General features: G+C 69.0%; 24 protein-coding genes. 9 read left to right on the forward strand and 15 right to left on the reverse strand.

The genetic code is table 11. The annotated features are described in order from the left end of the window. Positions 1-21: 21 nt before the first annotated feature. From pstB to pstS, 4 genes are read right to left on the reverse strand one after another with little or no spacing between them, the layout of a single operon-like run. A complete protein-coding gene (gene pstB / locus QM624_RS13275) occupies positions 22-801 on the reverse strand; it encodes a phosphate ABC transporter ATP-binding protein PstB (RefSeq protein ID WP_415092570.1) in 780 nt (259 codons plus the stop codon). Between the two features lie 19 nt (positions 802-820). Then, positions 821-1,882 (reverse strand): phosphate ABC transporter permease PstA, encoded by a 1,062-nt coding sequence (gene pstA, locus QM624_RS13280; RefSeq protein ID WP_415092572.1) that lies wholly within the window; start codon positions 1,880-1,882, stop codon positions 821-823. Beyond that, a complete protein-coding gene (gene pstC, locus QM624_RS13285) occupies positions 1,882-2,868 on the reverse strand; it encodes a phosphate ABC transporter permease subunit PstC (RefSeq protein ID WP_415092574.1) in 987 nt (328 codons plus the stop codon). Before pstC ends, pstA begins: the two co-directional genes overlap by 1 nt. 37 nt (positions 2,869-2,905) lie before the next feature. After that, entirely contained in the window at positions 2,906-4,000 is a 1,095-nt protein-coding gene (gene pstS / locus QM624_RS13290; protein WP_415092576.1) for a phosphate ABC transporter substrate-binding protein PstS, read from the reverse strand. A 185-nt stretch (positions 4,001-4,185) separates the two neighbouring features. Here pstS and QM624_RS13295 point away from each other — a divergent pair, with 185 nt between their 5' ends. The 5 genes from QM624_RS13295 (at position 4,186) to QM624_RS13315 (ending at position 9,702) form a co-directional block, all read left to right on the forward strand. Beyond that, positions 4,186-4,860 (forward strand): hypothetical protein, encoded by a 675-nt coding sequence (locus QM624_RS13295; RefSeq protein ID WP_415092578.1) that lies wholly within the window; start codon positions 4,186-4,188, stop codon positions 4,858-4,860. Between the two features lie 45 nt (positions 4,861-4,905). Further along, positions 4,906-5,262, forward strand: a complete 357-nt coding sequence (locus QM624_RS13300; protein ID WP_298132531.1) for a VOC family protein — start codon at positions 4,906-4,908, stop codon at positions 5,260-5,262. A 240-nt stretch (positions 5,263-5,502) separates the two neighbouring features. Beyond that, complete coding sequence (locus QM624_RS13305; RefSeq protein WP_415092580.1) at positions 5,503-7,350, forward strand: substrate-binding and vWA domain-containing protein; 1,848 nt, start codon at positions 5,503-5,505, stop codon at positions 7,348-7,350. Between the two features lie 43 nt (positions 7,351-7,393). After that, entirely contained in the window at positions 7,394-8,377 is a 984-nt protein-coding gene (locus tag QM624_RS13310; RefSeq protein ID WP_415092582.1) for a hypothetical protein, read from the forward strand. Then, positions 8,374-9,702 (forward strand): toxic anion resistance protein, encoded by a 1,329-nt coding sequence (locus QM624_RS13315; RefSeq protein ID WP_415092584.1) that lies wholly within the window; start codon positions 8,374-8,376, stop codon positions 9,700-9,702. The genes QM624_RS13310 and QM624_RS13315 overlap by 4 nt, the downstream gene beginning before the upstream one ends. A gap of 73 nt (positions 9,703-9,775) precedes the next feature. Here the strand turns inward: QM624_RS13315 and QM624_RS13320 are convergent, their stop codons facing one another. The 5 genes from QM624_RS13320 to dtd all read right to left on the reverse strand — a co-directional run bounded on the left by QM624_RS13320 (position 9,776) and on the right by dtd (position 15,130). After that, entirely contained in the window at positions 9,776-10,660 is an 885-nt protein-coding gene (locus tag QM624_RS13320; protein WP_415092586.1) for an NUDIX hydrolase, read from the reverse strand. Further along, on the reverse strand, positions 10,657-12,765 hold the full coding sequence (locus QM624_RS13325) for an RNA degradosome polyphosphate kinase (RefSeq protein WP_415092588.1): 2,109 nt from the start codon (positions 12,763-12,765) through the stop codon (positions 10,657-10,659). The genes QM624_RS13320 and QM624_RS13325 overlap by 4 nt, the downstream gene beginning before the upstream one ends. Further along, positions 12,755-13,597, reverse strand: coding sequence for a mycothiol synthase (gene mshD, locus QM624_RS13330; RefSeq protein WP_415092590.1), 843 nt, complete (start codon positions 13,595-13,597; stop codon positions 12,755-12,757). Before mshD ends, QM624_RS13325 begins: the two co-directional genes overlap by 11 nt. A 218-nt stretch (positions 13,598-13,815) precedes the next feature. Beyond that, on the reverse strand, positions 13,816-14,457 hold the full coding sequence (locus QM624_RS13335) for a response regulator transcription factor (protein WP_415092592.1): 642 nt from the start codon (positions 14,455-14,457) through the stop codon (positions 13,816-13,818). 247 nt (positions 14,458-14,704) lie between these two features. Then, complete coding sequence (gene dtd, locus QM624_RS13340; RefSeq protein WP_415092594.1) at positions 14,705-15,130, reverse strand: D-aminoacyl-tRNA deacylase; 426 nt, start codon at positions 15,128-15,130, stop codon at positions 14,705-14,707. Between the two features lie 33 nt (positions 15,131-15,163). On the opposite strand from dtd, the gene QM624_RS13345 reads away from it, so the two are divergent. From QM624_RS13345 to QM624_RS13355, 3 genes are read left to right on the forward strand one after another with little or no spacing between them, the layout of a single operon-like run. After that, positions 15,164-15,286, forward strand: coding sequence for a hypothetical protein (locus tag QM624_RS13345; RefSeq protein ID WP_298132520.1), 123 nt, complete (start codon positions 15,164-15,166; stop codon positions 15,284-15,286). A gap of 3 nt (positions 15,287-15,289) precedes the next feature. Then, the gene (locus tag QM624_RS13350) at positions 15,290-15,787 is read left to right on the forward strand and encodes an FABP family protein (RefSeq protein ID WP_415092596.1); all 498 of its coding nucleotides are present in this window, start codon (positions 15,290-15,292) and stop codon (positions 15,785-15,787) included. Next, on the forward strand, positions 15,784-16,698 hold the full coding sequence (locus QM624_RS13355; protein WP_415092598.1) for a YgfZ/GcvT domain-containing protein: 915 nt from the start codon (positions 15,784-15,786) through the stop codon (positions 16,696-16,698). The genes QM624_RS13350 and QM624_RS13355 overlap by 4 nt, the downstream gene beginning before the upstream one ends. Positions 16,699-16,999: 301 nt before the next feature. Here the strand turns inward: QM624_RS13355 and QM624_RS13360 are convergent, their stop codons facing one another. The 5 genes from QM624_RS13360 to QM624_RS13380 all read right to left on the reverse strand — a co-directional run bounded on the left by QM624_RS13360 (position 17,000) and on the right by QM624_RS13380 (position 24,622). After that, entirely contained in the window at positions 17,000-18,202 is a 1,203-nt protein-coding gene (locus tag QM624_RS13360) for a DUF480 domain-containing protein (protein WP_415092600.1), read from the reverse strand. A gap of 15 nt (positions 18,203-18,217) precedes the next feature. Then, positions 18,218-20,461, reverse strand: coding sequence for a CHAT domain-containing protein (locus QM624_RS13365; protein WP_415092602.1), 2,244 nt, complete (start codon positions 20,459-20,461; stop codon positions 18,218-18,220). A gap of 9 nt (positions 20,462-20,470) precedes the next feature. After that, the gene (locus QM624_RS13370; RefSeq protein ID WP_415092604.1) at positions 20,471-21,970 is read right to left on the reverse strand and encodes an esterase/lipase family protein; all 1,500 of its coding nucleotides are present in this window, start codon (positions 21,968-21,970) and stop codon (positions 20,471-20,473) included. After that, a complete protein-coding gene (locus QM624_RS13375) occupies positions 21,970-24,057 on the reverse strand; it encodes a CHAT domain-containing protein (protein WP_415092606.1) in 2,088 nt (695 codons plus the stop codon). The genes QM624_RS13370 and QM624_RS13375 overlap by 1 nt, the downstream gene beginning before the upstream one ends. Positions 24,058-24,127: 70 nt before the next feature. Beyond that, positions 24,128-24,622: an Hcp family type VI secretion system effector gene (locus QM624_RS13380; protein ID WP_415092608.1), complete on the reverse strand. Its 495-nt coding sequence runs from the start codon at positions 24,620-24,622 to the stop codon at positions 24,128-24,130. Positions 24,623-24,791: 169 nt separating this feature from the next. Between QM624_RS13380 and QM624_RS13385 the strand changes: the two genes are divergently transcribed. Next, positions 24,792-25,880 (forward strand): branched-chain amino acid aminotransferase, encoded by a 1,089-nt coding sequence (locus QM624_RS13385; protein ID WP_415092610.1) that lies wholly within the window; start codon positions 24,792-24,794, stop codon positions 25,878-25,880. Positions 25,881-26,037: 157 nt separating this feature from the next. Here QM624_RS13385 and QM624_RS13390 read toward each other — a convergent pair. Continuing rightward, the coding region (locus tag QM624_RS13390; RefSeq protein WP_415092612.1) for an arginine deiminase family protein at positions 26,038-26,580 on the reverse strand (543 nt) is incomplete at its 5' end.

A 26,580-nucleotide genomic window follows, 5' to 3' on the forward strand; every position in this document is an offset into this window, starting at 1 on the left:
GCTCGACCAACGGGAGCGAACTCAGCCGAAGCGGCCGGTGATGTAGTCCTCGGTGGCCTTGTCGTCGGGGGTGGAGAAGATCTTCTCGGTGGGGCCCATCTCGATCAGCTTGCCGGGGGCGCCGGTGCCGGCGATGTTGAAGAACGCCGTCTCGTCGGAGACCCGGGCGGCTTGCTGCATGTTGTGGGTGACGATCACGATCGTGTAGGTCTCCTTCAGTTCCTGGATCAGGTCCTCGACGGCCAGGGTGGAGATCGGGTCGAGGGCTGAGCAGGGTTCGTCCATCAGCAGCACCTCGGGCTGCATGGCGATGGCCCGGGCGATGCACAGCCGCTGCTGCTGGCCACCCGACAGGCCCGAGCCGGGCTTCTCGAGCCGGTTCTTGACCTCTTCCCACAGGTTGGCGCCACGTAGCGAGCGCTCCAGCAGGTCGTCGGCCTCGCTCCCCCTCATCCGCTGCTTGTTCAGCTTGTAGCCGGCCAGCACGTTGTCCTTGATCGACATGGTGGGGAACGGGTTGGGCCGCTGGAACACCATGCCGACCTGGCGCCGCACGTTGACCGGGTCGACCCCGGGGCCGTACAGGTTGTTGCCGTCGAGCAGCACATCACCTTCGACGTAGGCGCCGGGGATCACCTCGTGCATCCGGTTCAGGGTGCGCAGGAAGGTGGACTTGCCGCAGCCGGACGGCCCGATGAACGCGGTCACCGAGCGCGGCTGGATGGTCATCGAGACGTCCTCGACGGCCAGGAATTTGCCGTAGTAGCAGTTGAGGTCGTTGACCTCGATCCTCTTGGACATGCGTCGGTTGTTCCTTCGGTCAGCGCCCGAGTTTCGGGGCGAAGCGTTTGGCGATGAAGCGGCCCAGCAGGTTGAGCACCATCACCAGGATGATCAGGGTGAGCGCGCCGGTCCAGGCCCGTTCGTTGTAGAAGATGCGTTCGATCCCGGGGTGGGCGTACTGGTCGTAGACGAAGACCGGCAGGGTCATCATCGGGTTGCCGAACGGATTGGTGTTGATCGAGTTGGTGAAGCCGGCGGCGATCATCAGCGGCGCGGTTTCCCCGATGATCCGGGCGATGGCCAGGATGACGCCCGAGACGATGCCCGAGATCGAGGTGGGCAGCACCACCGAGAGGATGGTGCGCCACTTCGGCACACCCAGCGCGTAGGACGCCTCGCGCAGTTCGTTGGGCACGATCCGCAGCAGTTCCTCGGTGGAGCGGACCACGATCGGGATCATCAGCACCGACAGGGCCAGCGAGCCGGAGAAGCCGCTGATGGTGCCCGGGCCGAACACCAGCGCCATCAACGCATAGGCGAACAGGCCGGCGACGATCGAGGGAATGCCGGTCATCACGTCCACGAAGAAGGTGATGCCGCGGGCCAGCGCGCCGCGTCCGTACTCGACCAGATAGATCGCGGTCAGCAGCCCGATCGGCACCGAGATGACGGTGGCGATTCCGGTGACGAACAACGTGCCGTAGATGGCGTGGACGGCGCCGCCGCCCTCACCGATCACGTTGCGCATCGACCAGGTGAAGAACTGCCCGTTGAAGCCCGGCAGGCCGTTGGAGAGGGTCTCCCACAGCAGGGACACCAGCGGCACCAGGGCCAGCAGGAAGGCGCCGGTGACCAGGTTGGTGGCCAGCCGGTCGGTTGCCGCGCGGCGTCCCTCGACGACACGGGCGATCAGGTAGATCACCGGCAGGAAGATCACCGCACCGAGGACGACGGTGGTGCCCAGATCGAAGCCGCCCAGCGCCGAGGCGTCGATGAGTGCCCCGACGATCAGGGCGCCGGCCAGAGCGAGCCAGGTGGTGTACTTCGGCAGCTGCCCGGCGGTCAGCGGGTTGGTGGTGTCGTTGGTCACGGTGGTCATCAGTTGGCTCCCGAGAATTCCTTGTAGCGGGAGATGATCAGTCGGGCGATGGCGTTGACCACCAGGGTGATCACGAACAGCGCCAGGCCGCCGGCGATCAGCTGGTTGGTCTTTACCCCGTACGCCTCGGGGAAGTTCTGGGCGATCACCGCGGCGATCGTGTTCGGGTTCTGCGAGGTGAGCACCTCGAGGGTGATGACGTGCGCACCCGAGAGCACCATCGCCACCGCCATCGTCTCCCCCAGCGCCCGGCCCAGGCCGAGCATCACCGCGCTGATCACGCCGGCCCGGCCGAACGGCAGCACGGCCATCCGGATCATCTCCCAGCGGGTGGCGCCGAGCGCGAGGGCGGCCTCCTGGTGCAGCACCGGGGTCTGCAGGAACACCTCCCGGCTCAGCGAGGTGATGATCGGCAGGATCATCACCGCCAGCACGATGGAGGCCGTCAGCAGGGTTCGTCCGGTACCGGAGGGCTGGCCGCCGAAGAACGGGATCCAACCCAGGTAGGTGTTCAGCCACAGGTAGAGCGGCTGGGCGGACGGCGCCAGCACCATGCTGCCCCACAGGCCGAAGACCACCGACGGAACGGCGGCCAGCAGGTCGATCACGTAGCCGAGGCTGGTGGCGAGCCGGCGGGGCGCGTAGTGCGAGATGAACAACGCGATGCCGATGGAAACCGGAACGGCCAGCAGCAGGGCCCAGAAGGAGGCCCACACCGTGCCCCAGGCGAACGGGATGATCCAGGACCAGAACTCGCCGTAGCCCTTGGCCTCGAGTTCGGCCGGAGGGGTGGTCAGGGCCGGGAACGCTTGCATCAGCAGGAAGCCGGCGACCATCGCCAGGATCACCAGGATGATGATCCCAGAGCCGGTCGCCAGCCCGCTGAATACCCGATCGCCGACCCGGCGACGGGTGCCGTTGCCGGCAGGACCCGTCGGGGTCGGCGTCGGGGCCACCTGCTGGGTGGACTGGGTCACGAAAGCCATCCTTCGCTCACAAGTTCATCCACGCCAGTGTTTGACGTCACTTGATCGAGTCGATGGCGGCCTTCACCTTGGCCTGCATCGACTTGCTCAGCGGTGCGCTGCCGGCGGCCTGGGCAGCAGCCTGCTGACCTTCTGCCGAGGCGACGTAGCCGATGAAGTCCTTGACCAGCTTGGCGTCGTTGGCGTCTTTGTAGGCCTCGCAGACCAGGGCGTAGGAGACCAGCACGGCCGGGTAGACGCCCGCGGCCTTGCGGTCCAGGGTCAGCGCCAGGTCATGCTCGCCGCGGCCCGCGACCTGCTTGGAGGCGTCCACGATCTTGGCGGCGGCCTCGGCGGTCGGGCTGAGCCACTCGTTGCCGACCTTCAGCTGGGCGTGGCCGAGTTCACCGGCGGCGGAGGCGTCCGCGTAGCCGATGGTGTTCTTGCCGGTGCTGACCGCATCGACCAGGGACGAGGTGCCCTTGGCGGACTCGCCGCCGAAGGCTGCCGGGAAGGCGTCGGCGGCGGCCTCGGTCCACACCGACGGCGCGGCCTGGTGCAGGTAGTCGGTGAAGTTGTTGGTGGTGCCCGAATCGTCGGAGCGGTGCACGGCGGTGATGTTGGCGTCCGGCAGCTTGGCGTCGGGGTTGGTGGCCGCGATCTTGGCGTCGTTCCACTTGGTGATCTTGCCGGCGAAGATGCCGGCCAGCGTGTCGGGGTCGAGCTTGAGGTCCTTGACGCCGTCCACGTTGAAGACCACCGCGATCGGCGACACGTAGACGGGCAGGTCGAGCGCGTTGGACTCGGCGGTGCACTTGCCGAACTTGCCGGCGCCCAGTTCCTCGTCCTTGAACGGACGGTCGGAGCCGGCGTACTGCACGGCGCCGGAGGTGAACGCCTGGCGGCCCGCGCCGGAGCCGTCCGGGGAGTAGTTGATGGTGACGCCGGGGTGGGCGGACTGGTAGTCGGCGATCCACTTCTGCTGGGCTGCGGACATCGACGAGGCGCCCTTGCCGGCCAGCGTGCTCTCGGCGGTCGTGCTGCCGCTCGAGCCGGTACCGGGGTTGGCGGTCTCGTTCGCCGCGCAGGCGGACAGAGTCAGCGCGGCGGCGGCCAGCAGGGCAACCGGGGCGCCGAACGTGGAAATCTTCACGGCTTTCCTTTCAACAATGGCTGGAACGGAACCCGCTCCGGCTGGCATGCTAGGCAGCCGAGTCGACCGGTTGGGGAGTCCTGGGTAAACAGCCGGTGAACGCACCGCCTCGGACATCGACGTCCGGTGTATCGGTGTGCGACCAGGGGGATGGCGGCTCGCCCAGCTACTAGATCGGATGTCTGATGACCAGGTTCCGTGCACTGCCCGCATTCGCCGCCTCGCTGGCGCTGATACTCGGAGCCGGCTTGGAGGCCACGCCCGCCGCGGCGACTCCGTTGCCCGAGAAGGCCGCCGCCCGCACCGTCAAGGTGGACGTCGATGGCGACGGCCGCAAGGACACCGTGAAGATCACCAAGGTCAAGGAGGACCGCTACAAGGTGACGGTCACCACCGCGAAGAAGAAGCGGAAGTCGTCGCTGACCCTGACCTCGACGATCGAGACCGACTGGGGCATCGAGCCGTACTGGGGTGCCGCCAAGCTCGACAAGGTGAAGGGCTACGAACTGCTGCTCGCCACCGGCGGCGGTGACGGCTACACCACGGCGGTGCTGACCTGGCGCAAGAACAAGCTGGTTCGCCAGGCCGCGCCGAAGGACCGTTCCGCCAAGTACGCCTGGTACTCGCTCGGCATGCTCGACTGGGGTCGCAGCGGCTATCGGTTCTACAGCAAGTCGGGCAAGCGCTACGCGGAGCAGTACACGCTGTTCAAGATGGGCACCCCGCGCTGGGAGGGCCGGCTGGTCACCTCGGTCTGGAAGTCGGCGGGCTGGACGAAAACCACGTCCAAGAAGGTGAAGCTGACCGACAAGCAGGCGAAGAAGTACACCGGCGGGTTCCAGGGTGTGAAGATCGTCTAGTGCCCCGGGGAACCGGGTCCGGTTACCAGTCACAGGAGGACGCGCATGCTCGAGGCAGTCGATCACATCGATCTCAAGGTTCCCGACCTGGAGCAGGCGGTCGCCTGGTTCGCCGGCCTGGGGCTGGTCGAGCGGCGCCGACTGCCCGAGCGCAAGTCGGTCGAACTGGCGCTCCCGGGCGAGGGGCAGGTGGTCTTCGAACTGCGTGAGGACGCGACGCTGGAGGCGTTCGTGATCGACCACGTCGCGTTCCGGTCCAGGTCGCAGGCCACCGACGCCGCCGCGATCAGTGAAGCCACCGGTGCCACCTTCAGCCGCACCGACACCTTCATCCCGGTCACCGGCAAGACCATCTCGGACTTCACCGATCCCTACGGGATGCGCTGGCAGCTCTCCGACTGACCTCGCGCCCGACTCTCCCGCCGAGCTTCGCGTCGCTTCGGCGCAGCCCCGCTGAGCCTGCAGCTCGTGAGGTGGGCGTCAATCGGCATCCCGGTGCGCCACCGTGCCGGCCACCCGCCCCCGCTACAGTACGCAAAACAAACGGCGCACAAGGACGCCCACTTATTTCAGACCGCTGGCAGAACATCCGACGATACGAGCTTCCGCCGAATCGGGGAGTTCCATTCCGAGGAGACGAACGTGAGAAGACGCACCTGGAAAGCCTCGTTCGCCGTTGCGGCGGTGTCCACCGCACTGTTCCTGTCGGCTTGCCAGAATGCGCCGAACACCGGACCGAGCACGGGCGCAGGCCCGGGCACCGACTTCACCGGCGACAACTGCACTCCGGTGATCACCGCGGTCTCCCCCGAGAAGGTTGCGATGGTGACCCGGCTGGCCGCAGAGTTCAAGGATTCCCCCCAGCACGGAAATCTGGCGAAGTGCGCCACCGTTCACCCCGTCGAGGTCAGTTCCGGCGAGGCGGCCCGGCTGCTCAAGCTCTCCGGCAAGCTGTGGCCCGAGAGCGAGACGGTGAAGCCTCGTCCGACTCTGTGGACGCCGGCCTCCTCGGCCTGGATCGATCAGGTCGCAGCCGTCAACGGCGCTGCCCTGGTCGCCGACGCCCAGTCGTTCACCCGCACCCCGGTGGTCTTCGCGATGCCGGAACGGATGGCTCGCACCCTGGGCTGGCCCGAGAAGCAGATCGGGATCAAGGACCTGCACAAGCTCTGCGTCAATCCGGACGGCTGGGGCAGCCTGGGCGGCGCGGCAGGCCAGTGGGGCCGGTTCAAGCTGGGTAAGACCAACCCGAACTCGAGCACCACCGGACTTTCCACCCTGGTCATGCAGTCCTATGCCGCCAGCGGCAAGACGGCAGGCCTGACGGCGGCCGACGTCGCGGCGGCGGAGAAGTTCAGCCGTGAGTTCGAGTCGTGCGTGATCCACTACGGCGACACCACCGGCAACATGTTGCAGCGGGTCTATGACCGTGACGCCGAAGGCCGTCCACTCGACTATGTCTCGGCGATCGCCGTCGAGGAGGTCAGCGTGATCGCCTACAACCAGGGCAACCCGAATACCCGCGCGCTGAGCGCGGAGGAGACCGCGAAACTGGTACGGCCGCGGGAGAAGCTGGTGGCCGTCTACCCCAAGGAGGGCTCGCTGACCAGCGACAACCCGATCGTGGCGCTGGGCGGTCCCAAGGCCGACTGGGTGAGTGCCGAGCAGGCGAGCGCCGGCCGGGCGTTCATCGAGTTCCTGCTCTCCGACCCAGTCCAGGACGAACTCGACGAGTTCGGTTTCCGTCCGTTGGACGTCCAGCGATCGGTGGGCGGCCTGCTCACCGAGCAGAACGGCGTGGACCCCCGGCAACCCACCACCTGGCTGGAGAAGCCGTCGGTGCCGGTGTCGTTCGCCGCCACCGAGCAGTGGGACAAGATCCGCAAACCCAGCTCGGTGCTGGTGCTGATCGACGTGTCCGGCTCGATGGCTGAGCCGGCGGGCGCGGGCAAGACCCGGCTGGAGGCGGCCGTTAGCAGTGCCCAGAGCACTCTGGGGCATTTCCGTCCCTCCGACGAGCTTGGGGTCTGGACCTTCACCACCGGCGGCGTCTACAAGAAGGACGGCACCTATCAGGTGCGGACGGTGAAGCCGCTGCGTGGTGACCTGGAGAATCTGCTGCGGGAGTTGACGAAGCTGGCCCCGCTGGGTGGGACGCCGCTGTACGACGCCGTCCGCAAAGGCCACGACACGATGACCAAACGGGCCGAGCCGGGGCGGATCAACGCCATCATCCTGCTCTCCGACGGCGACGACCACGGGTCCAAGCTGAGCCAGGCGGCGCTGATCGCCGGTCTCAACAGCACCGGTGAGGGTGGTGGCGGCGACGCCCCGGTTCGGGTCTTCCCGATCATCTACGGCGACGGGGTGAGTGAGGGCGGCCGGAATGCGCTGGTCGCCATCGCCGAGGCCAGCGGCGGCCAGGTCTTCGACGCCAGCGACCCGCGGCGGATCGCGGAGGTCTTCCAGAGCGTGGTGAACAACTTCTGACCCTCCCGGGTGAGTACCGGGGCGACCTGAAGGGAGGACGACGATGGGCGGCTATCTCGATGAGGCCACACAGGGCCTGCAGTCCGGCCCGCTGTATGTCTCCGTCCAGGTCACGGACCTCGGCGCCGAACAGCAGCAATTGCTGCGTACTCAGCTCGGCGGTGGCGATATCGCCGTCGTCGTGCTGCCCGGCCACGCCGCTACCGAGATCACCGACGTGCCACAGTTCGTCGCCGACCTCGCCGCCCGCACCGGCTACGACACCGTGCTGGTCTCGATCGGCGGCGATCTCACCGCCGGTTCCCGCACCCTTCCCGCCGGCAAAGCCGCAGAGCTGGCCAACGCTGCTGAAGGCCGCCCCAAGCTCTACGACAGCATCAGCGGCTTCGTCCAGCAGGCCAAAGCGACCACGACCGGCACGGTCCAGCCGCCCCCACCGGACCAGCCGGGCGCCGTCCCGCTCGGCCTGATCGGCGGAATCGGGATCGCCGTCCTCGTGGCGGCGGCGGTCGTGGTCGTGCTGCGCCGCCGGTGGGGTGGCGGCCAGTCGAACCCCGGGCGCGGCTACACCCCCGATCAGGTCACCCGGCTGCTGGTGGAGATCCGCCACCGGTCGCGCCAGATCTCCGACCAGCGGGTCACCGGATTGCTCGATGAGGCCGAGCAGCACGTCCGGGAGCTCTTCCAGCGGGCACCGAAGCGAATCCCCGATCAGCTGGCGCAGATCACCGCCCACTACAAGGTGACGCTGGAAACCGTCCGCAACGTGGTGGACCGATTCGAGGACATCGAGGACCACCCCCGCTACTTCCGCGACGCGGAAACCCTGCTGCAGGACGGCCGGCGCGCGATCGAACAGTATTGCGCCGGCGTCGTGCAGAACATCCAGGAGATCGAGGAAGGCTCGCTCACCGAGTTCCGGGTGGACACGAAGATCCTGCAGGCCTCGGCTCGTAGCGCCGACCCCGTCCACCATGTCATTCCGCCCGCCGCCGAGACGACCACCGAAGGGGAAGACCCGAGATGACCGACAACCTCACACCCGGCCTGAGCATTGATTTCGCGGCGATCGCCGGCACCGAATCGAGCGCACCGGCGGGAGCCGCCGAAGTCGCCCTCGGGCGGAGCGAGTCCGGGGGACGGCTCGAGGAATTCTCCTGCCGGACCGATCTTTCGCCCGGGCAGCGCGTCCAGCTCGGGCAGGTGGCCCGACAGCTGGTCGACCGGTTCCTGGTCGACCGCGCGGCGTTGTCCCATTTCGGTGACGATTCCCTCGATGGGTTGAACGCGACGGTGAGCGCGTTCCTGCGGCAGCAGGGAAACCTGCGCATTCCCGAGGTCGAGAACATCACCAAGGCAATGGCGAAGACGGTCGCCGGTTTCCGGAAGAAGTACAAGCGTTCGGATCCTCGGCTGCTGAACGCGTTGGAGCGGTTCGCCGAATCGGTGTCGGGCGTCTTCCAGACCGGTCAACGGTTCTTGCGCCAGCTGTATGTCGACAGCCAGTCCGCGGTCGAGCGTCTCGACATGGTGGCCGGCACCCTGGTCGAGCACAAGCACGTCCTGGACCGCAATGTGCTGCTGTGCGATGAGCTGTACGCCAGCAACGACGCAGCGATGACCAAGGTCATCGGTGTGGTCGCGTTGATGGAGGAAGCGCTCGACGAACTGAACAAGGCGGTGACCGCGAAGAAGTTCGAACTGGCCGGCATGTCGGGACGGCAGTCCCCCGAGCGTCGCAAGGCCGACGAAGAACTTCAGGTGCTGCTGGAAATGCTCGAAGAGCTCGAAACCCGCCGCAGTGAGTTCGTCTCGCGGTTGTTCGTCGCCTGGTCGACCGCGCCGCAGATCCGCAATATGCGCAAGGTCAGCAATTCGCTCTCCCAGCGGCTGCATCTGCTCGTGGTGCTGACGATTCCCACGATGAAACTGACGATCGCGCAGTGGGGTCTGCTGCTGCACCTGGAGGAGGCCGGGTCCGCGGCCGCGGTCACCGCCCGGGCCAACAACGACGCCCTGCAGGAGTACGCCGGCGCCATGGGCGCGACTATTCCCCGGCTGGCCCAGTTGGCCCAGACCCCCACCGTGATGCCCGAGACGATCATGGTGATCGCCGACTCGGTGGTGGCGCAGCACGAGGGAATGCTGCGGGCCGCCGCGGAAGGCCGCCGGATGCGTGCCGAACTCGACGACACCGTCGTCAAGGCCATGCGCACCATCAACGCCAGCGGCGATCGGTTCCAGCGCGAACTGGGGGCCTTGCTGCAACGCCGCACCCAGGAACAGCCGCTCGACCTCGGTGCACCGCCGGAGATCCCCGAGGCCGTGATCGACTACGACCTCCAGCGGTAGTTTCCGCCGCGCCGAGTGACCAAAGGAACCGTCCCTTTGGTCACTGGGGACGGTTCTTTTGATCACCACGGGTTCAGACCCGGGGCTTGTGCCACTCCACGCAGATGGTTTCGCCCTCCGGCGACAGGTGGGCCACCAGCACCGCGGCGGTGAGCATCGGACGGTTGGGCACCCCGAGCGCCTCCAGCATCAGTGGCAGCACCGGACGATGTCCGCAAATAGCCCGGGGGACGCCGCTGGCGGCGGTCTGCTTGATCAGCCGTTTCATCAGTTTGCGGACGGCGTCGGGATTGTCCTTCGCCTTCTCCTCCGACAAGGTGGCCCAGCCCTGGACGTCCAGCCGTTTGGCCTTCGCATAGGGCGCCAGGGTGGACATGCAACGGATCGAGGCGGACGAGTCCAGCTCGGCCACCCCGTAGGCGTCCAGCAGGGGGACCAACTGCTTGCTCTGCCGACGTCCGCGGGAGCTGAGCTGACGCAGCTGGTCCTTGCCCGACCAGTGCTTGCGCTCCATGGCCTTGCCGTGCCGGACGATCAGCAGCGGCGTGGTGTCGGGCAGCGTGACGGCCTGCTCCAGCAACGCCCGCTCGTCGGCGTAGGTCATCCGCTTCAGCGCCGACGGGATGGACAGCCAGACCCGCCGGTCGACCTCGGAGTTCGGCTTGAACCGGCGCTGGTCCATCACCGTGCCCAGCCAGTAGGCGACCCGCTTGGTCCCGGACGGGATCGGGTACTGGATGCGGTCGACGGGATGCCGCAACCGGACGATGACCGCCGTCTCCTCCACGGTCTCCCGGACGGCGGCACCGGCCAGGTACTCGTCCGGATCGAGCTTGCCCTTCGGCAGCGACCAGTCGTTGTAGCTGGGCCGGTGGATCAGCAGGACCTGCAGGCCCCGTCCCTTGGGCCGGCGCAGCACGACCGCCCCCGCGGCCTCCACCAAGCGTTTGCGGCTCATCCGGTACTCCGTTCCCCGCGCCGCGAAACCAGCGACGAGATCAGATGCTCCTGCAGGTCGAGCAGCGGCTCGCCCTCGATGTCGCTGGTGCGCTGGTGCCAGCCGTCCTCTTCCAGCCACCACGAGGCGGTGCCGTCGTCGAACGCCAGGTCGAACAGGTTCTCGATGGTGGCGATGTGCCGCGGGTTGGTCAGCGAGACCAGCACCTCGACCCGGCGGTCGAGGTTGCGGTGCATCAGGTCGGTGGAACCCAGCCCGACCCGCGGCTGGCCGCCGTTGGCGAACCAGAACAGCCGGCTGTGTTCCAGGAAGCGGCCCAGGGTGGACCGCACCCGGATGTTCTCGCTCAACCCGGGGACACCGGCCTTGACCGTGCAGATGCCGCGGACCCACAACTCGACGCTCACCCCGGCCTGTGATGCGCGGTAGAGGGCGTCGATGACCGTCTCGTCGACGATCGAGTTCACTTTGATCCGGATCTTCGCCGGACGGCCCGCGCGCTGGTGCTCGATCTCGTCCTCGATGAACTCGACCAGGCCCCGCCGGATGCCGTGCGGGGCGACCAGCAACCGCTTGTAGTGGGTTTCCTGGCCCATCCCGGAGAGGTGGTTGAACAGCCGGGCGACGTCGTCGGTGACCACCGGATTGGCGGTGAGCAGGCCGACGTCCTCGTACATCCGGGCCGTCTTCGGGTTGTAGTTGCCGGTGCCGATGTGGCAGTAGCGGCGCAACCCGTCGGTCTCGTCGCGGACCACCAGCGACAGCTTGCAGTGCGTCTTCAACCCGATCAGTCCGTATACCACGTGGCAGCCGGCCCGTTCCAGCTTGCGGGCCCAGGTGATGTTGGCCTGCTCGTCGAAGCGGGCCTTGATCTCGACCAGGGCGAGCACCTGCTTGCCGGCCTGGGCAGCGTCGATCAGGGCGTCCACGATCGGCGAATCGCCCGAGGTGCGGTACAGCGTCTGCTTGATCGCCAGCACCGCCGGGTCGGCCGCGGCCTGCTCGATGAAGCGCTGCACGCTGGTCGCGAACGAGTGGTACGGGTGGTGCAGCAGCACATCGCGATGCCGCAGCGCGGCGAACATGTCGGCCGGCATCGCCGTCTCGACCTCGGCCAACTCCGGGTGCGTCTTGGGCAGGAAGGCCGGGTACTTCAGCGACTCGCGGTCGAGGTCGGCCAGCGAGAACAGGCCGCGCAGGTCGAGCGGCGCGGGCAGCTTGAAGACCTCCTTCTCGCCGATGTCCAACTCGCTGATCAGCAGGTCGAGCATCTTGTCGTCGATGTCGTCCTCGACCTCCAGGCGCACCGGCGGACGGCCCACCTTGCGTCGCAGCAGCTCCTGCTCCAGGGCGTACAGCAGGTTCTCGGCGTCGTCCTCCTCGACCTCCAGGTCCTCGTTGCGGGTGACCCGGAAGGTGGAATGGCTGAGCACCTGCATGCCCGAGAACAGCCGGTCCAGGTGGCGGGCGATGACGTCCTCGACGGCGATGAACCGGCCCTCGCCGAGCTGCAGGAAGCGGCTGATCAGGCTGGGCACCTTGACCCGGGCGAACTGACGGGCGCCGGTCATCGGGTTCTTCAGCAGCACGGCCAGGTTGTTCGACAGGCCCGAGATGTAGGGGAACGGGTGCGACGGGTCGACCGCCAGCGGGGTGAGCACCGGGAAGATGCGCTCCTCGAAGAGGGTCCGCATCGTCTCCTTCTCGGCCTCGGTGAGCTCGTCCCAGCGCAGCACCTCGATGCCGTGCTCGGCCAACGCCGGCCGGATGTCGTCGGCGAAGGTGCGAGCCTGCTGCTCGACCAGGTCGCGGGCCCGGGTGAGCATCAGGTCGTACAGGTCGCGGGGCAGGATGCCGGACGCCGACGGCACCGCCACCCCGGCGGCGATCCGGCGCTTCAGGCCGGCCACCCGGACCATGAAGTACTCGTCCAGGTTGGAGGAGAAGATCGCCAGGAAGCGGGCCCGTTCCAGCAGCGGCACCCGGGTGGTGTCGCGGGCCAGGTCGAGCACCCGTTTGTTGAAGGCCAGCCAGCTCAACTCGCGATCGGAGAACCGGTCGTCGGGCAGGTCGGGCAGGTCGTCGACTGCGGGTTCAGCGGTCATCGCTGCTCCTGGTGAGGGTCGGGCCGTACAGGACATCGCGGTGCACCACGGCGAAGCCGGCCCGCTCGTACAGTTCTACCGCCCGGCTGTTGGAGGCTTCAACGTAGAGGTGCACCGACGTGGACCCGCTCGCCGCTAGGTGTTCCAGGCCGGCGGCCAGCAGGGTGCGGCCCAGCCCGGTGCCCTGGGCGCGGGGATGGGTGGCCAGGATGTACACCTCGCCGCGGCCGTCCGGGTGCCGCTTGGTCCAGTGGAAGCCGGTCAGCCCGTCGGCGTCGGCGGTGACCAGCAGTCCGGCCGGGTCGAACCACGGTTCGGCCATCCGGGCGTCCAGGTCGGCGCGGGAGAAGTGCCGCTGCTCAGGGTGCCAGTCGAAGGCGGCCGCGTTCAGTGCGAGCAGTTGATCGGCGTCGGTGGCGTAGTCGAACGGCCGGACGCCGTCGAAGGCGCCCCCGGACGGCGGGTCGAGCGGACGCTCCATCACCAACAACCGGCGGCGTTCGGTCAGATCGTGGGCGGCGGCGAAGCCCTGCGCGGCCGGCAGATCACCGAACGCCCAGACGGCGAGGCCGGCGACGTCGCCCAGCAGGCGGCTGCCAAGTCCGTGGCGGCGGTGCCCGGGGTGCACCAGCAGTTGCGCGGTGCCGTGCTTGGTGTTGCCCTGCGCGTAGCCGGCCAGTTCGCCGTCCTGCTCGAACAGGTAATGGCTGACCCCAGCGCCGTCGCCGCTCAACGCCAGCATGGCGTCCTCATTGAGTGGCTGCTCGCCGTCCGCTTCGGCCACGACAGTCACCAGATGACGGATGCGGTTGATGTCGTCGCTGACCAACATGCGCTCAGGGTAGTGGGATCGACCGATGCCCCGTCATCTCCACGGACAGTTCGCCCAATTCGTCCAGGCTGGCTCGCCCTCCTGCTCCCAGTCCGTCATGGCTGTCGGAGAGATCCCGGGATGACGGTGCCCCGTCCGTCATCCCGGCGGACGCCGGGATCTCCGGCGTCGACAGGTATGTCTGTCGGAGAGATCCCGGGGCGGAGCCCGGGGACGGGTTACGGGGCGAACCGGTAGCCGACGTTGCGGACGGTGCCGATCAGGGCCTCGTGCTCGGGGCCCAGCTTGGCGCGCAGCCGGCGGATGTGGACGTCGACGGTGCGGGTGCCGCCGAAATAGTCGTAGCCCCAGACATCGGCCAGCAGATGTTCACGGCTGAACACGCGGCCCGGATGCATCACCAGGTATTTGAGCAGTTCGAACTCGGTGTAGGTCAGATCGAGCGGCACGTCGCCCAGCCGGGCCGAATAGGCCGCCTCGTCGATCAGGATGCCGCCCGCCTGGATGACGCCCTCGGCCTCCTCGCTGGCCAGCAGCCGACGGATCCGGGCGTCGAACTCGGCCGGGCCGGCGCCGTCCAGGACGAAATCCGCCACCCGCCAGTCATCGTTGAGCGCGGCCAGGCCGCCCTCGGTGAGCACCAGCAGGATCGGCAGCGAGATGCCGGAGGAGCGGAACAGCCGGCTGATCGTCCGGGCCGTCGCCAGGTCGGTGCGGCCGTCGACCACGATCGCGTCCGAGATGGCCGATTCGGTGAGTGCCGAGGTGTCGGCCGGTGCGCCGTGCAACTCGTGGGCGAGCAGTCCGAGTGCCGGCAGAACGGCCTCGGGGCGCGTGTCATCGACGAGTTGGTTGCTCACGACAAGCAGAGTTGCCATCCATATCCCCAATCGACGCCGGCATCAGAATAGTGACGCCGGCGGCGTATCGCTCGATCGAATTTCGTTCCCGGTTCTGTAACCGGGTCGTCATAGGGCTGTGCTTTGGGGCACTGAGAGTCGCTTCTCAACGCACATCCACCGTTGGTTGAGCTTGTCGAAACCGTTGAGCCTGTCGGACCGCCTCCGAGGTCTCGACAAGCTCGACCAGCGGGGAACCCATGCTTTCCTACAGCTCCAGAATGAGCGTCATCGGGCCGTCGTTGACCAGCGACACCTGCATCATCGCGCCGAACCGGCCGGTCTCCACCGCGGCGCCGCGGCTGCGCAGGGCCGAGACGAAGGCGTCCACCAGAGGTTCGCTGACCGGACCCGGGGCGGCAGCGTTCCACGACGGACGCCGTCCCTTGCGGGTGTCGGCATAGAGGGTGAACTGGCTGACCACCAGCAAGGGTGCGCCGAGCTGGGCGCAGCTGCGTTCGCCGTCCAGGATGCGCAGGTTCCACACCTTGTCGGCCAGGGCGTCCGCGATGGCGGCGGTGTCGCGATGGGTGACGCCGACCAGCACCATCAGGCCCGGTGTCTCGATGGCGCCGACCACCTCGCCGGCGACGCTCACCGACGCCCTGCTGACCCGCTGGACCACCGCTCTCATGGGCGCCGAGAGTACGGCACTAGACTTCGGCGAGTGGAATTGGTGGCCGCGGTGCTGACACCGGGAACGATCGCGTTGATCGTCGCCGCGGCCGCGGTGCTGATCGCCGCCCTGGTGATCGTGGTCCGCATCTTCACCGACAAGCAGCAGGAGTGATTCATGGCCTTCGAAATCCCCGCCGACCTCAACCCGGCCCTGGTTGGGCTCGCCTGGTTGCGCGGTCGCTGGGAGGGCACCGGCTACCGGGAATGGCCCGGTGAGGAGAAGATCCGGTTCGCCCAGCAGGTCGACTTCTCCGACAACGGCGGCGACTACCTGCACTATCTGGCGCAGTCGTTCGAGGTCGACGAGGACGGAAAGCCGACCAAGCCGTTGATGATGGAGACCGGCTTCTGGCGTCCGCTGGCCGACGGCACCGTCGACGTGGTGATGTGCGCGCCCGAGGGTTTCGCCGAGGTTTGGTACGGCAAGCTGCAGCCGGGCCGGGTCGATCTGGTCACTGACGCCGTTGTCCGTTCACCCGACGCCGCGGTGGCCTACACCGCCGGACGCCGGCTGTACGGCACCGTGGAGGGCAAGCTGATGTACTCGTTCGACCGGGCCACCGAAGACGTGGCGCTGCGGCCGTACGTGTGGGCGACGCTGGTGCGCGGATGACCGCCGTCCGGCACGAGACGGGGCCGGACGCCGGCGCGGTCTGGCATTACGGCGACCCGATCCGCGAACAGCGCCGGCTGGCCGCCGGTGAGGCGACGGTCGATATGTCGCACCGGCCCACCTTCAGTATCAGCGGCCCCGACCGGCTCAGCTGGCTGAACAACATCGCCTCGCAGAAGCTGGACGATCTGGCGCCCGGCCAGTGGACGACCGCCTACATCCTGGACCCGCAGGGCCGGATCAGCCATGTCTTCGGTGGGATCGACGACGGCGAGACGCTATGGGCGTCCACCGAGCCGGGACGGCTGGACGCGTTGCTGGCCTGGCTGCGGCGGATGCAGTTCGCGGCCCGGGTCGAGATCGTCGACCGTAGTGACACCCATGCGATGGTGATCGCCGGCGGCCCGCGGATCGTGCCCCGCGAGGAACTGGACGAGGTGCTCGGCGAACAGCGGGCCGGCACTTGGGCCGCGGACGCGCTGCGGATCGAGGCCGGCCAGCCGCGGACCTTCGTCGACACCGATGACAAGACCATTCCCAACGAGCTGGCCAATCCCGACGGCCTGGTTCTGGGCGCCGGCGTGCACCTGCAGAAGGGCTGCTACCCGGGTCAGGAGACCGTAGCCAGGGTCTACACGTTGGGCCGTCCGCCCCGCCGGTTGACCCGGCTGCATCTGGACGGCACCGCCGAGGCGCTGCCCGCGGTGGGTGCCGATGTCGTACTCGACGGCCGGGTGGTCGGCCGGGTCGGTTCGTCGGCCCGGCACCACGAGCTCGGCCCGATCGCTCTCGCCCTGATCAAGCGCAACGTGTCCGCCGACGCCCAGGTGCTGGTGGACGGCATCGACGCCAGCCAGGAACTGATCGTTGATCCCGAGGTGGGTCTGCACGTGCGGCCCCGGCTGCGCTGAGGATCCTAAGTTCGGCGAGCGCCGGGAGCTTGTCTGTACGGCGTTCTGCCGTACAGGGGATCCGCGGCGGCTGTTCCATCGCTTGTAGGAACGGATTCCGACAGCTGAGTCGTCCGAACCAGGGGGCTCGACAAGCTCGACCGGCGGTGGGTGCGATCGGCGGTGGGCTCGACCAGCGGTAGGCGAGACCGGCGGGGTCTCGACAGGCTCGACCGGCGGTGGGCTCGACCGGCGGTGGGCTCGACCAGCGGTAGGCGGCACCGGCGGGGGGTCTCGACAAGCTCGACCAGTGGGAGGGGCGTCAGCGGCGGGCCAGCACGTAGAGGCGGTCGGTCGGCGCCTCATCAGCCCCCGGACCCCGGCGGTACCACTCGATCTCACTGAACCCGGCAGCGGCGAACGCCGCCAGGACCTGGGCCTGGTCGTGCAGCACGAAGTCGAGCTCGACCGGTTCGCCGACGAACTCGGTGACCCGGCGCACCTCGTCGCCGGCGTGGACGGCGACCGCCAGCACGCCTCCCGGCGTCAGAGTGCGGGCCAGGGCGGCGATCGCCGGCGCCAACTCTGAGCCGGCTAGATGGACCAGCGAGTACCAGGCCAGCACCGCGCCCCAGCCGGCCGCCGTCCGTGGCTTGAGCAGGCTGAACAGGTTGCCCACCTGGAAGTCCAGGTCGGGGAACTCCCGAGACGCCACCGCCACCATCTGCGGTGACAGGTCGATGCCGCTCACCGTGGCGCCGGTGTCGGCCAGGAAGGCCGCGACGTGTCCCGGGCCGCAACCGACGTCCACGATCGGATCGGAGCCGGCCAGCGAGGCGATCCGCTCCAGCAGCCAGACGTCGAACGGCCGCTCGGTGAGTTCGTCGCCGAGCCGTTCGAAATAGGCGTCGGCGACCTGGTCGTAGGTGCCCCGCACCCGCTGGTCGCGAGCGTCGGTGCCCTCGGCGAGCACCACGTCCCGATCGACCGCGGTGGCGGCCGGAACCGCGCCGGCCGGCTCGGCGACCGGACCGAGCAGATGCACCCAGCGCCGATCCTGCTGGCCCGGACGCCGCTCCAGCTCGCGCACCAACGGTTCGGGCAGGGCGGCCATCCGGTGCAGCACCTGCTCGACGGCGTCCCGATCGGCGAACGAATGCAGCCGTTCGGTGCGGGTCTTCAGCTCGCCGGGCGCCTGCGGGCCGCGCAGCAGCAGCACGGTGAGCAGCGCGCGCTCGTCGGGCTGCAGGCTGAGCACCTCGTCGAGGAGCTGGTGGTACTTCAGCGTTCGTGAGCCTTTGCCGGCCCACACCACGCGAAGCAGGCCGCGTCCCTTCAATTCACGCGCCGCCGTCTCGATGGTCTGGTCGTCGAAATCGGTGACCGGGTCGCGACTGGAGGTCTGATTGCAGGCCACCCGCAGTGCGTTCAGGCTGAGCGGATAGGTGGCGGGGACGGTGCGCTGCTTCTCCAGCAGGCTGCCGAGGATCCGTTGCTCGGTGGCATCGAGGACGGGCAGTGCCATGGCGGCAGCCTAGTGCTAGGCCTGCAGCTCCAGGGACTGCCAATACGCAGGATGGGCGCGCAGCTCCGCGGTGCGTTGCGGGTTGGTGCTGCGCATGCCGAGGTTGCCGTAGCTGTCGGCCTTGCGTTCGGAGACCTGCACGTTGGCGGCCAGCACCGCGCCCGCGCGGATGCCGTTCAGCCCGGTCGTCCGCCATGGGATCTTCGCCTCCAGCAGATAACCGGTGGGGGTGAGGGTGATCGCGGCCTCCAGGGTCTGCGCGTCACGCGCCGTTTCGAACGAGGTGCGCTTGGCGTTCGGCCCCAGGATCGCGCGCTGCGGCGGGGTGCCGGCACCGCTGGGCAGCCCGAACATGTAGTAGGCGTCGGTCGGCCGGGCCAGGTCGGACGCCGTGAGCCGGCGCTTGTCCGGACCCAGCTCGAGAATCACCGAATCGCCGCGGAAGATCTGGGTGGGCTTGCCGGGTTCGGGAGCGCGGGGAGTGGCGTCCTGGACCTGGGCGAGCAGGTAGAGGGCCTGGTCGTCCCACATCAGGTAGATGTCGCCGGTGGCCTTGCTGGTGCCGGCGATCTGATGCTCGGCGCGGGACACCAGTTGCCACTGCCAGTCGCCGGTATCGCCGTCGATCGTCACCTGGCCACGCAGGGCCTTCAGCGCCGGCACCGCCCGTACCGGAGGCAGCGTTGTCGAGGGCCGGGTCGGGGTCGGCGATGTCGGACGGGTGGGCGTCGGCAGCGTCGGCGCCGGAGTGATTGGCGCGGTCGGCGACTCGACCGTGCCCGGTACGGACGCCGGGAACAGCCGGGGCCAGGCGAAGAAGACGATGATGGCCAGCACTGCCGCGACGGCGCCGAGGATCGCCCACTTCGCGCCCGACCTGGACGGCGCAGCCGGGTCGGGTGCCGGCTCGTACCCGGACGACCCGCCACCGCCCGGGCCGCCGGATCCGCCGCCGGTCCAGGCGGGCGGCTCGGGTGGCTGTGGTTCGGCGGGTTGCGGCTGGGTCGTCGGCAGCTGGTGCCCCTGGTCGTAGCTCGCCGCCGGGGTGTCGGTACTGGGCGGCCAGGGCGGGACCACCACCGGAATCACTCGGGCACCACCGGGATCGGGAGCCGTTGCGGGCTGATCCGCGACCGTCGGTGAGGGGTGCGACGCGACGTCGAAGATCCGGCCGTCGCTGGCCCGCAGGTAGAGCACCGGCGTGCCCCACTCGACGTCGTTGTCGTCGCTGAACACCGCGACCCGGGCCTCGGCCAGTGCCGCGTCGATCGGGTAGCCGTCCGCCAGCGCGCTGTAGAATTCGGCGCTGAACACCGTCGCGGCCTCGTCGGTGATCTCGAACTGCATCGCGACCACCGCCGGAATGCCCTGCGCGACCAGGCTCTGCGCGACCCCGCCGAACGGGTCGGCCGGGGACTGCCGGGCACCCTCGCAGGCGTTCAGCACCACCAGCCGCAGCTTGTCCTGGTCGTGGATCACCGTCGCCAGCGCCGAACCCGAGACCAGGTGCGCCAGCTGATGGTCGTCCTCGAAGGCGAGCATGCCGTCGCCGGTGTGCTCGTCGAAGCCGCCGTGACCGATGAAGTGCAGCACGTGCACCGGAGCCCTGCGCAGCACCCCGCGCAGGTCGGCGAGGTGGGCGTGCGGCAGCACGGTGAGCTGCACCTGGCCGGACTGCTCCAGGCCGGCCAGGGCGTGCCGGATGCGCTGCACCTCGGCGTCCACGTCCAGGGCGGCGAGGTTCGTCGGCGAGCAGACCACCACCAGCACCTGCAACGGCGGCGTCACGGTCAGCGGCGGCACTGCCCGCGGCTGCTCCAGGTAACGCACCACCGGGGTCTTGGTGGACAGCACCAGGAACTGCCGCAGGCTGGCCGGGTACAGGTATTCCCAGGGCACGTCGGCGAGCTGAGGTGCCTTGCCCAGCCGCAGCCGGACGCGCAGGCCCTTGCCCTGGGCGTCCGCCTCGTCGAGGCTGCGTCGGAAGCAGGTGCCGACCTCGCCGGCGAACACCGAGTCGTACAGCGTGCTGCCGAACTGCTTGGCGACCTGCTGAGTCGGTGAGCCGAGCGACCGGACGCCGGAGCGGGTCCGGCCGAGCTTGAGGATCACGTTCTCCAGGGCGTCCGGGTTGAACGGGAAGGTCATCTCGCCGCTGGCCTCGCCGCGCGGCGACGCCAGCACCGAGACCTCGTAGCTGCCGGGCGTGGCGGACGCCTCGATCTCGAGATCGAAGTCCAGGTAGTCCAGCGCAGCCACGGTCGTCTCCTATCCGGTCAGCCAACTCGCGATCTGGGTGGCCACGTCGCGCTGGCCGAAGAAGCTGCCGTGGTAGACGCCACGGGCCTTGGGCAGCACCAGCCGGCGGTCCTCACGCACCTGCATGGCGTCGTCGCCCTGGTAGACACCGGCGGTCGGCACCACCAGGTCGTTGGCGAGGTCGCCGAATACCCGGTCGACCACGACGTTCTGCACGTTCTTCACCGCCATCGCCCGCCAGCCGCCGGACGGACTGAAGTCGGCGGCGATGGCGAACTGCTCGGCCGGCAGTTCGGTGCTGTTGAAGCCGTGCAGGAAGTCACCGGCGGAATCCATCGCGGCCAGGCCCGGAATGCCGACCAGTCCGTACTTGGCGATGATCTTCACCACCACCAGCACCGAGGTCAGGGCGGTCTCCACGACCGCGGCCGGGCCGTCCGGAATCAGGTTGACCATGGTGGTGATCCGGTCGATGAACGGCACCAGGTTGTTCGGGGTGGCCAGCGCGGTGCCGTGGTTGGCGCTGGCCACGTGCACGATGCGGCGGACGTCGAACACCGGGTCGCCGCCCTGCCCGGCCAGCGCTCGGCCGACCAGGCCGCCGCGGCTGTGGCAGACGATGTCGGCCTCGATCTGGACGCCGTCGGGCACCAGTTCGCGGACCAGGTCGGCGTTGCCGATCGGGTCGATGCCCAGGGTGTGGTGGTCGATGGCGGCGACGCGTCCGCCGTAGTGGTCGGACAGGGCGGCCAGCAGATCGGACGGGAAGGCCCGGAAGGCGCTGTCGGTGTTGACGAAGGTGCCGTGCACGAACCACAGCGAACGGCCCGACGCCAACCTCTCCCAGTCGGCGTCGGCCAGGCTGGGCACGTCGCCGCTGGTGTAGTTGGCAGGGGTGAAGCTGCGGGCCCGGGCGATCCTCGACTTGGACTCCCACAGCCGGGCGGCCGCCCCGGCCAGCGGCGGCACCACCAGTTCGGCCAGCGGCAGTGCCACCAGTTCGAGCACCTTGCGTCCGATCAGGCCCAGCACGCCGCGGGTCTCGGCGGCCTCGCCGGCGTCCGGCGCGCTGGCGAAGGCCGGCACGATGAACCGGACGACGTCACCGGAGCCGCGGGTGGTGGGCGCCAGGGCGTCTCCGGAATCGACCGGGAAGTTCCAGCTCACTACGCCGTTCTCATCAACCGCGAGCAGCACCTGGGCGACGTCCTCGCCGAGATCGGGAACGGTGACCTCCATACCGGGCACGTCCGAGATCGGTGCCCGCAGCTCGCCGGCGGGTGCTTGCGGCACCGGTGCCACGTCCAGGGTGATCACCCGCAGCCGCAGGAATCCTTCCTGGGTGAGTGCGGCGTCCAGGGCGGCGCCGGAGCCGTCCACCTCGGGCGCCCGGGTCTCGGCACCGGGCGCGACGTTGTGGGCGTCGGCCCGGCCACGCAGGCCGGGAGCGCGGACGGCGATGCCCTGACCCAGGTTGACCTGCCGGGAACTGCCGTCGAGTGTGGCCATCAGTGGGTCTCCTGCCTGGTGAGGATCAATCCGGGGTGCCCGTAGTAGGCGTAGGCGAGCGGGGTGGTCTGGTTCTGCCCGTCGAGGGTGGAGAACCGGCCGCGCAGCTCACGCATCACGTCACCGACTTCACGGCCGTTGCCGATGGTCTCGGCGTAGAAGGCGAGCGCGGTGTCCTTGGCGATGGTGTCGTTGACGTTCCACAGCGGCGCCACGAATGCCCGGGCGCCGGCCCGCAGGAAGGCCGCGGCGAGCCCGCCCTCGATCAGCGCGCCGCCGGTCTCGGTGGCCAGCTGGCAGCAGTTCAGGAACACCAGCGGGGCGGCGGATTTGGTGAAGCTCGAGCCGATCACGATCGACTCGTCGATGCGCACCGAGGAGTCCGACAGGATCAGGCCGCTGTTGATCGGCGAATCCGGATCGACCTCGCCGTGTGACGCCACGTGCAGCACCTGCGCCACCACGGGGTCACCGCGGTCGGTCAGTTCGCCCTTGAGCAGGCTGGCCACCTCGTCGGCGGTCGCCTTGACCCAGACCGACGGCTGGTAGGTGGTGGTCAGCTGCTTGCCCTCCTCGATGGCCTCCTTCAGCGACTTCATGCCCGAACTCGGACCGAACTCGCCGACCACGACGGCCAGGCTGCTGATCGCCATCGATTCGGCCGGTGTCGTGCTGGGCCGGCGGATCCCGGACGGCGTCTCCGGCCCGGCCGGACGCCAGCGTCCGACGATCGCCTGGGCGCCCAGCAGTTGCGGTGCGGCCGGGTCGACCAGGGTGCGGTCGACGATGAACTCCTCATCGGTGGTGGCCAGCTCCCACGGCACCAGCGACTCCTGTGACACCAGCAGCAGGGTCGGCAGCCGTTCGGCGTCCTTGGCGATCCGCCAGACCGGGGCCAGCACTTTCCAGAACCACAGCGGCATCACGCCGGCCACCTCGGTGGCGACGCCGGCGATCCGCAGTCCCGCGGTGGGGTTGCCGTCCACCTGGGCCATCTCGCGGATCTTGCGCAGCGCGAACGTCTCAGCGGTGTCCTGCTCGAGGTGGGTGATCACCTGCTCGTCGGGCAGTTGGACGGGGTGCGGCGTGGTGAACGTCCACAGGAAGGTGCCGGCCGCCTCGCCGCGACTGATCGACACGGTCAGGTCGATCGGCACCGTCTGGTCGAGGTTGACCGCCACCTCACCACCCGAGGTGGAGGTGGGTGCCTGTGCGGGGGCGTCCGGGGCGACTAGGATCTCGCGCCAGGCGGTGCCGATCAGCAGACCGTTCTGGCTGTATTCGACCTCGATCCGGCCCTGCCAGGGTTCGGCGACCGCGGGCGCGGTGAGCTGGAAGTTCGCGGTGTGCGCGGCGATGTCGGACGGGTCGAACACCAGATCCTGGCGCACCTGGGCGACGGTGAAGTTCTCCGCCTTGATCTGCAGGGTCAGTTGGCTCGTCGAATGATCGGCGGGTACCGCGATGATCATCTTGGCGCCCTGGACCCCGGGCTGGGCCTGCTGGGACAGCCCGACAACGACGTCGAAGGTGGCCGACGGCGGCACGGTCTCGGGGACGTCGACCCGCGGGAACGCCTGCACCGATTCGGTTGCCGGCGCTGGCGCTGGTGGGGCTTCGGCGTCCGCGGCCATCGGTGGGGGCTCGGCGAAGTCGATGCCGCGGGTGGGTTCGGGTGCGGCGTCCGGGGGCGGCGCCATCGGCAGCCGGGCGCCGAAGTCGATTCCGCGGGTCGGGCCGCGATCCTGTTCGACGGTCACGCCCCACATCCAGCCGACCGGACGGCCGCCGTCGATCACCAGGCCCGTCCAATGACCGTCGACGACGTCGGCGTCGTCGAGTTGACGCACCTTGTCGGCGCCGTGTTCGTGAAGATCGAGAGAGATGCCGAGCGGCATCCGGTCGTCGACGGTGGGCCCGAGCACCCGATCGCGGTCGTCGGGGGTGAGCGAGTACCAGAGCACCGCACCGGGCATGCGAGGGTCCGGACGGCGCACGATCAGCATCTCGTGGGCACCGGCCAGGCTGATCGCCGACCGCGCGGCGGCCACGGACATCTCGGCATCGAGCACAACCACGGGATCCATCGACGACTCCTTTTGGTCGTATGAGTTCACCTGGGCGGACGGTGATACGAACAGCTGATCGGCCGCGGGCTCAGCGCGGACGCCACACTCCGCCGCTGCCCGGGCTGGGCACCGGTGAGCCGGGCGTGGGTTGGGTGGTGGTGACCGGATCGCCGAGGCTGCCGTCCGGACGGGGCACCCGCACCGTGAAGGCGACGGTGCCGAAGCTCAGCCGGAACTCGTCGGACATGGCGTCGCCGGCGCCGGTCACGGTGTAGCCGGTGACCCGGACGTCGGTGAGCCTCACCTCGGTGGCTGCCGAGCCCGCGCCCCGATCGTGGGTCAGCACGGCTTGGGGGAGGGCGCGCCCGGTGGCGCAGTATTCGAGCAGTCGCGGTGAAGCGCTGCCACTGCGACAGGTCAGGGTGAGGTCGGTCAGATCAGGCCGGTTGGCTCGGGCGCCGGTGCCGAACGCCCCGGTGGCGAGACTGCAGCTGAAGCTCCAGGTGTCGATCTCGATTTCGCCTTCATGGCGGGCCGCCACCGAATCCCCGGTGATTCCCGGGATCGCCAGGTAACTGGGCATGCGTGCCTCCTACCTACGTGGGTGGTCGGAAGTTAGCGCTTGGAGTGCGATTGCGAAAGGGCGTTCAATTGCCTATTTGTCTGTCCGCTCGTCGATCGGCGCGAGCGGGTAGTTGACCGTGTCCCGGTCGTCCGCCGGCGCAGCCGGCCGGGAGCATTACTCTGCGGCCATGACGACCTTCGCCCTGACCCGCACCGACCACCCGACGCCCGCCGACGAGCGCGCAGCGATCGTGGCGAAGCCGGTGTTCGGGGCGAACTTCACCGACCACATGGCACTGGCCACCTGGACCGACGGCTCCGGCTGGCACGACCGCGAGATCGTCGCCCGGCGTCCGTTCGAACTGCATCCCGGTGCAGCCACCTTCCACTACGGCCAGGAGATCTTCGAGGGCCTGAAGGCCTACCGGCAGCCGGACGGCGGGGTCGCCCTGTTCCGTCCGGAGAAGAACGCGGCGCGCTTCGTCTCCTCAGCACGCCGGCTGGCGATGGCCCCGGTGGACGAGGCCGACTTCGTCGCCGCCGTCACCGAACTGGTCGACCTGGACCGTGACTGGGTGCCTTCGCCGGACGGCGAGCAGAGCCTGTACATCCGCCCGTTCGAGATCGCCAGCGAGACCCTGATCGGCGTCCGGGCGGCCAAGGAGTACACGTTCTGCGTGATCGCCTCACCGGTCGGGCCGTACTACCCCGAGCCGGTGTCGCTGTGGGCGACCCCGAACTACACCCGGGCCGCGGCCGGTGGCACCGGCGCGGCCAAGTGCGGCGGCAACTACGCAGCCAGCCTGGCCGCCGCCGACGAGGCCGCCGCGCACGGCTGCGGCCAGGTGATCTGGCTGGACGGCGCCGAGCACCGCTGGGTGGAGGAGTGCGGCACGATGAACATCATGTTCGTCACCGCCGCCGGCGAACTGGTCACCCCGTCGCTGACCGGCACCATCCTGGACGGCGTCACCCGCGACTCCATCCTGACCCTGGCGCCCGAGCACGGACTGCGTCCGGCGGAGCGTCGGATCGCCATCGACGAGGTGTTCGAGGGCGTCAGCAGCGGCGCGATCACCGAGGTGCTGGCCTGCGGGACGGCCGCCGTGGTCACCCCGATCGTCGGCTTCGCCGCCCCGGGTGTGAACGGCAGCGACCGCCGGTTCACCGTCGGCGACGGCGCTCCGGGCACGATCAGCCAGGCCATCCGGGCCCACCTGCTCGACATCCAGTACGGCCGGGCCGAGGACAAGCACGGCTGGCTGCGCCGGGTCTAGGGACGCAGCGCAACCTGACCACCGCTGGTTGAGCTTGTCGAAACCGGTCGTTGGCTGAGTTCGACACCACCCGTTGGTTGAGCTTGTCGAAACCCCTTGTCAGGCCGTACACCCGGAGAGGTCTCGACAAGCTCGACCGACGAAAGTCAGTGCGTTCCTAGAGCGCGTCGCGGCTGATCGGGCAAGACATGCAGCGGGGGCCGCCGCGTCCGGAACCCAGCTCGGAGCCGGAGATGGCGACCACCTCGATGCCGGCCGCGGCCAGCCGCTCGTTGGTCTCGGTGTTGCGCTCGTAGGCGATCGCCACCTTGGCCTCGATGGCCAGGGTGTTGTTGCCGTCGTCCCACTGCTCGCGTTCGGCGGTCACCGGATCGAGGCCGGTGTCGATCAGCCGCAGCCGCTCGATGCCCATCGCGCTGGCGGCCGCGTCCAGGAACGGACGCAGCGGCTCGACCAAGACGCCGCCGTCGGCGGACGGCTTCAAGGTGGCGGCGGCCAGCCGGTGCGCCACGTTCGGGTACATCACCATGGCGTCGGTGTCGACCATGGTGCAGATGGTGTCCAGGTGCATGGTCGCCCGGTCCTGGTCGATCGGCACGGCCAGCACAGTGTGTGCCAGGCCCTGGGCGAACGCCGTCCGGGCCAGCCGCTCGGCGCCCGCCGGACGGGTCCGCTCGCCGACGCCGACCGCCAGCACGCC

Source organism: Micropruina sp. (genome assembly GCF_047606365.1).
Lineage (GTDB): Bacteria > Actinomycetota > Actinomycetes > Propionibacteriales > Propionibacteriaceae > Micropruina.